Source organism: Trebonia sp., from assembly GCF_049794275.1.
In the GTDB taxonomy this organism is placed as follows: domain Bacteria; phylum Actinomycetota; class Actinomycetes; order Streptosporangiales; family Streptosporangiaceae; genus Trebonia.
Genome location: NZ_JBARCR010000942.1, coordinates 1 through 4,368, shown reverse-complemented (window position 1 = coordinate 4,368; position 4,368 = coordinate 1). Strand labels below are relative to the sequence as shown.

Below are 4,368 nucleotides of genomic sequence, written 5' to 3'. Positions count from 1 at the left end.
GTCGTATCCCCCGTCGCCGGCGATGCCGGGCACCTCCCAGCCGGGCCCGCCGCCACCCCAGGTGTCGCGGGCGCTCGCGAAACCGCCGGTGCGGCGGCTCGCCAGGGACCTGGGCGTCGACCTGTCCGCGCTGACAGGGAGCGGGCCTGAGGGGTCTGTCACCCGCGAGGATGTGCAGCAGGCCGCGGGAGACGCCACCGTACGTTCTGGATATCAGGCGGCGGCACCTAGTGACGAGCAGCACGCCGCCGCGACGGCCAGCCAGCAGCGAACCGAAGAGCGGATCCCGGTACGCGGAGTGCGCAAGCACATCGCCGCGGCGATGGTGGCCAGTGCGTTCACCGCGCCGCACGTGACGGAATTCCTCCAAGTGGACGTCACCGAGACCATGGCCGCGGTGCGGCGGGCGCGCGAGCTGCCCGAGTTCGCCGAGGTCAAGGTGTCGCCGCTGCTGTTCGTCGCCAAGGCGCTGCTGGTCGCGGCCGGCAGGCACCCCATGGTCAACTCGACGTGGGACGAGGCCGCCCAGGAGATCGTGGTCAAGCCCTACGTCAACCTGGGCATCGCGGTGGCGGCCGAGCGGGGCCTGCTCGTACCCAACGTTAAGGGCGCGCAGGCACTCTCACTGGCCGGGCTGGCGCGGGCGCTCGACGAGCTCGCGGCCACGGCGCGGGCGGGCAAGGCCACGCCGGGCGACCTGACGGGCGGCACGATCACGATCACCAACGTGGGCGTGTTCGGCGTGGACGCCGGGACGCCCATCCTGACGCCGGGCGAAGCGGCGATCCTCGCCTTCGGCCAGGTGCGGGACGCGCCATGGGTGCACCAGGGCGAGCTCGCGGTGCGCAAGGTGACGACGCTGTCGCTGTCGTTCGACCACAGAATCGTGGACGGACAACTCGGCTCAGCGGTGCTCCGCGACGTAGGCTCAATGCTAGAAGATCCGGTCCGGATGCTCGCCTGGTCGTGAGCGTTCGGCCCGGCCAGGTTGGTTGACGGTCGCCCAGGTAGATAGGGGTCGCGGGCATGTCGGTGCGCAAACTGCGTGACGCGCTGGTGCTGATGGGCGCGTTCGTCGCGCTCCTCTGGATGCTGCAGGTGTTCAACTGGGCCGACGGGTACCGGCTGGACGTAGATTTCGGCATCTTGCCGCATAACGTGAGCCGGCTGCCGGAGATCTTCACCGCGCCGTTCCTGCACATCTCGTGGCAGCACATCGAGGGCAATACGGTGCCGTTGTTCGTCCTCGGTGTGCTCGCCGCGTACCGCGGGATCAAGAAGTTCCTGCTGATGACGCTCATCGTGGCGGTGGTCAGCGGGCTGGCGGTGTGGCTGTTCCAGAGTGGCAGCGAGGCGACCGTCGGGGCCAGCGGGCTGATCTTCGGATACTTCGGTTACGTCGTGGCCCGGGGCTTCTTCGACAGGAACCTGCTCGACATCGGCGTCGGGATCGTGGCGGGGCTGCTGTACTGGACGATCCTGCAGGTCGCGATCCCCGGGACGCCGGGGATCAGCTGGATCGGCCACCTCGGCGGGCTGTTCGGCGGATTGCTCGCGGCCTGGCTGCTGCGTGAGCGGGCCGCGGTCGGCGCTGGCGCGGGCGGGTGGACGACCGGCATCGGGCGCGGTGCAGCCTCTCCTGCTTCTCCGCCGCGCAGCGCAGCGCCGGCCCGCACCGCGCCGGCCCGCACCACGCCTGCCGGGGAGCACCCAGGGACCGGGCAGCACCCCGGGAGCCGGGCGGCCGCGGACCTGCTGCGCGAGCTGGACGAGAAGGGCATCTAGGCTCGGGGCATGATCCGTCACACCGTGCTGTTCAAGTGGGCCGCGGACGCCACCGACGAGCAGAAGCAGACGGCCGCGACCGAGGTCGCGAAGCTGCCGTCCATCGTTCCCTCGATACGCGCGTTCGCGTCCGGGCCGGACGCCGGCTTCGCGGAGCGGAACTCCGACTTCGCCGTGACCGCCGACTTCGACGACGAGGCGGGCTACTTCGCCTACCGCGACGACCCGGCGCACCGGGAGATCGTGCAGCGCTACATCACGCCGATCGCGGCACAGCGCGCCGCGGTGCAGTACGAGTTCTAGCTGTACCGCCCTAGAAGGCGGCCTCCGGAACATCCATCAGGTCGAGGTTGGTCCGCTCGAGGATCTTGCGCTCGGTCTCCAGGCGGGGCAGCACGGTCGTGGCGAAGAACCGGGCCACGGCGATCTTGCCCGTGTAGAAGTCGCGGTCGGCTTCGCTGAGCGTGTCCGCGTTGTCCAGCGCGCGCTGGGCCACCTCCGCGTGGCGGGCTAGCAGCCAGCCGATGATCAGGTCGCCGAAGGCGAGCAGCAGCCGAACCGAGTTGAGCCCGACCTTGTAGACCTCTTCCGGCCGGTCCAGCGAGCCGATCACGAAGCCGGTCATGGCCGTCAGCATGGCCTCCATCTGGGAGACGGCCTCGGCGAGGGCGGCCCGCTCGGTCTTCAGGCGCCCGTTGCCGTTGTCGGCCGCCGCGAACGCGGCGACCTCGGCGAGCAGGGACTGCGCGGTCGCGCCCTGATCGCGGACCATCTTGCGGAAGAAGAAGTCCAGGCTCTGGATGCCAGTGGTGCCCTCGTAGAGGCTGTCGATCTTCGAGTCCCTGATGTACTGCTCGATCGGATAGTCCTGCAGGAAGCCGGACCCGCCGAGCGTCTGCAGGGACAGCGCGAGCATCTCGTAGGCCCGCTCGGACCCGACGCCCTTGACCAGGGGCAGCAGCAGGTCGTTGCGCGCGACCGCGGCCGCGTCGACCGTGCCGTTCGCCTCGGCGAGTTGCACCGCGTCCTGCTGGGTAGCCGTGTACAGCATGAGCGCGCGCAGGCCCTCCGTGTAGGCCTTCTGCAGCATCAGCATCCGGCGCACGTCCGGGTGGTGGATGATCGTCACCCGCGGCGAGGTCTTGTCCAGCTGCCTGGTGAGGTCCGGGCCCTGCACCCGGTTCCTGGCGAAGTCGAGCGCGTTGAGGTACCCGGTGGAGAGGGTCTCTATCGCCTTGCTGCCGACCATCATCCGCGCGTGCTCGATGATCAGGAACATTTGCCTGATGCCGTCGTGCACGCCGCCGACCAGGGTGCCGACCGCTGGCCGGTCCGGATCGCCGCCAAATGTGAGCTCACAGGTCGTGGAGACCTTCAGGCCCATCTTGTGCTCGAGGTTGGTGACCTTGACACCGTTCCGCTCGCCGAGCGAGCCGTCCTCGCGCACCAGGTACTTCGGCACCAGGAACATGGACAGGCCCTTGGTGCCGCCCGCGGCACCCTCGGGGCGCGCGAGCACCAGGTGGAAGATGTTCTCCGCCATGTCGTGCTCGCCGCCTGTGATGAACCGCTTGACGCCCTCGATGTGCCAGGTCCCGTCGGGCTGCTCGATCGCCTTGGCGCGCCCGGCGCCCACATCCGAGCCCGCATCCGGCTCGGTGAGCACCATCGTCGAGCCCCACTCCCGCTCGACGGCCTGCTCAGCGAAGCGCTTCTGCTCGGGAGTGCCGATCTTCCACAGCACGGTGGCGAAGGTCGGGCCGTTCGTGTACATCCAGGCGGCCGGGTTCGCGCCGAGGATGAACTCGGCCACCGCCCACGCCAGCGACCTGGGCACCACGGTCCCGCCGAGCTCTGGCGGCACGCTCAGCCGCCACCACTCGCCGTCCATCAGGGCGCGGAATGACCTGCGGAACGACTCAGGCAACGTCACGGTCCCCGTCGCGGGATCGAAGACCGGCGGGTTGCGGTCGGCGTCGGCGAAAGACTCCGCCACCGGTCCCATCGCGAGCCGGTTGATCTCGGCGAGCATGTCGCGCGCGGTATCGGTGTCCACCTCGGCGAACGGGCCGGTGCCAAGAAGTTCCTGGCGGCCGAGCACCTCGAAGAGGTTGAACTCGATGTCCCTGAGATTGCTCTTGTAATGGCTCATGTAAGACGCTCCGCGGGATCGGCTACCTACGTACATGTTACTCACTAGTAGCTACTTTGCGAAGGTCTATGGCTGCGTTCTTCGGTTAGGTAACCGTCCGTGACGGGGTGATCAGAGATGCGTAACGGATAGGTTCCCGTCTCTGCCTGTTTCGGCGCTTTTAAGGCATCACAGACACCTTGCGACTAGGCTTCCGACTCGTGACGGAAGATCTCAACCCCTCGGCGGGCGCCCCTGTGCGGCAGCCCAGCGATGGCATGCCGTCCCGGCTGCCGGACGGGGCGCTCCCGGCACGCCAATTTACTAGCGAAATGCCCAGCCGTCAGGGGATGCCGGGCGGCGCACAGCCCGGCCGTCAGGCGATGCCCGTCAGGCAGCAGGCGGTACGGCCGCCGCGGCCTGCCGGGCGGCACCGCCGCCCCGTTCCTGCC

The 4,368-nt window shown here is 69.0% G+C and carries 4 protein-coding genes; 3 read left to right on the top strand and 1 reads right to left on the bottom strand.

The annotated features are described in order from the left end of the window. The 3 genes from WA805_RS24205 to WA805_RS24195 form a co-directional block, all read left to right on the top strand. Positions 1 to 970: dihydrolipoamide acetyltransferase family protein (locus tag WA805_RS24205; protein ID WP_425243480.1), on the top strand; the 970-nt coding region annotated here is incomplete at its 5' end. A gap of 56 nt (positions 971 to 1,026) precedes the next feature. After that, positions 1,027 to 1,785 carry a rhomboid family intramembrane serine protease gene (locus WA805_RS24200; RefSeq protein ID WP_425243479.1) on the top strand — a complete coding sequence of 253 codons (759 nt, stop codon included), beginning with the start codon at positions 1,027 to 1,029 and terminating at the stop codon, positions 1,783 to 1,785. Between the two features lie 9 nt (positions 1,786 to 1,794). Beyond that, positions 1,795 to 2,088, top strand: coding sequence for a Dabb family protein (locus tag WA805_RS24195; RefSeq protein WP_422277396.1), 294 nt, complete (start codon positions 1,795 to 1,797; stop codon positions 2,086 to 2,088). Between the two features lie 10 nt (positions 2,089 to 2,098). Here WA805_RS24195 and WA805_RS24190 read toward each other — a convergent pair whose 3' ends face one another. Then, positions 2,099 to 3,937, bottom strand: coding sequence for an acyl-CoA dehydrogenase (locus WA805_RS24190; protein WP_425243478.1), 1,839 nt, complete (start codon positions 3,935 to 3,937; stop codon positions 2,099 to 2,101). Positions 3,938 to 4,368: the final 431 nt, after the last annotated feature.

Bases quoted from the DNA above. Each gene is read 5' to 3' on its own strand.
- WA805_RS24195 (WP_422277396.1), top strand. From the start codon at position 1,795: ATGATCCGTCACACCGTGCTGTTCAAGTGGGCCGCGGACGCCACCGAC.
- WA805_RS24190 (WP_425243478.1), bottom strand. From the start codon at position 3,937: ATGAGCCATTACAAGAGCAATCTCAGGGACATCGAGTTCAACCTCTTC.
- WA805_RS24200 (WP_425243479.1), top strand. From the start codon at position 1,027: ATGTCGGTGCGCAAACTGCGTGACGCGCTGGTGCTGATGGGCGCGTTC.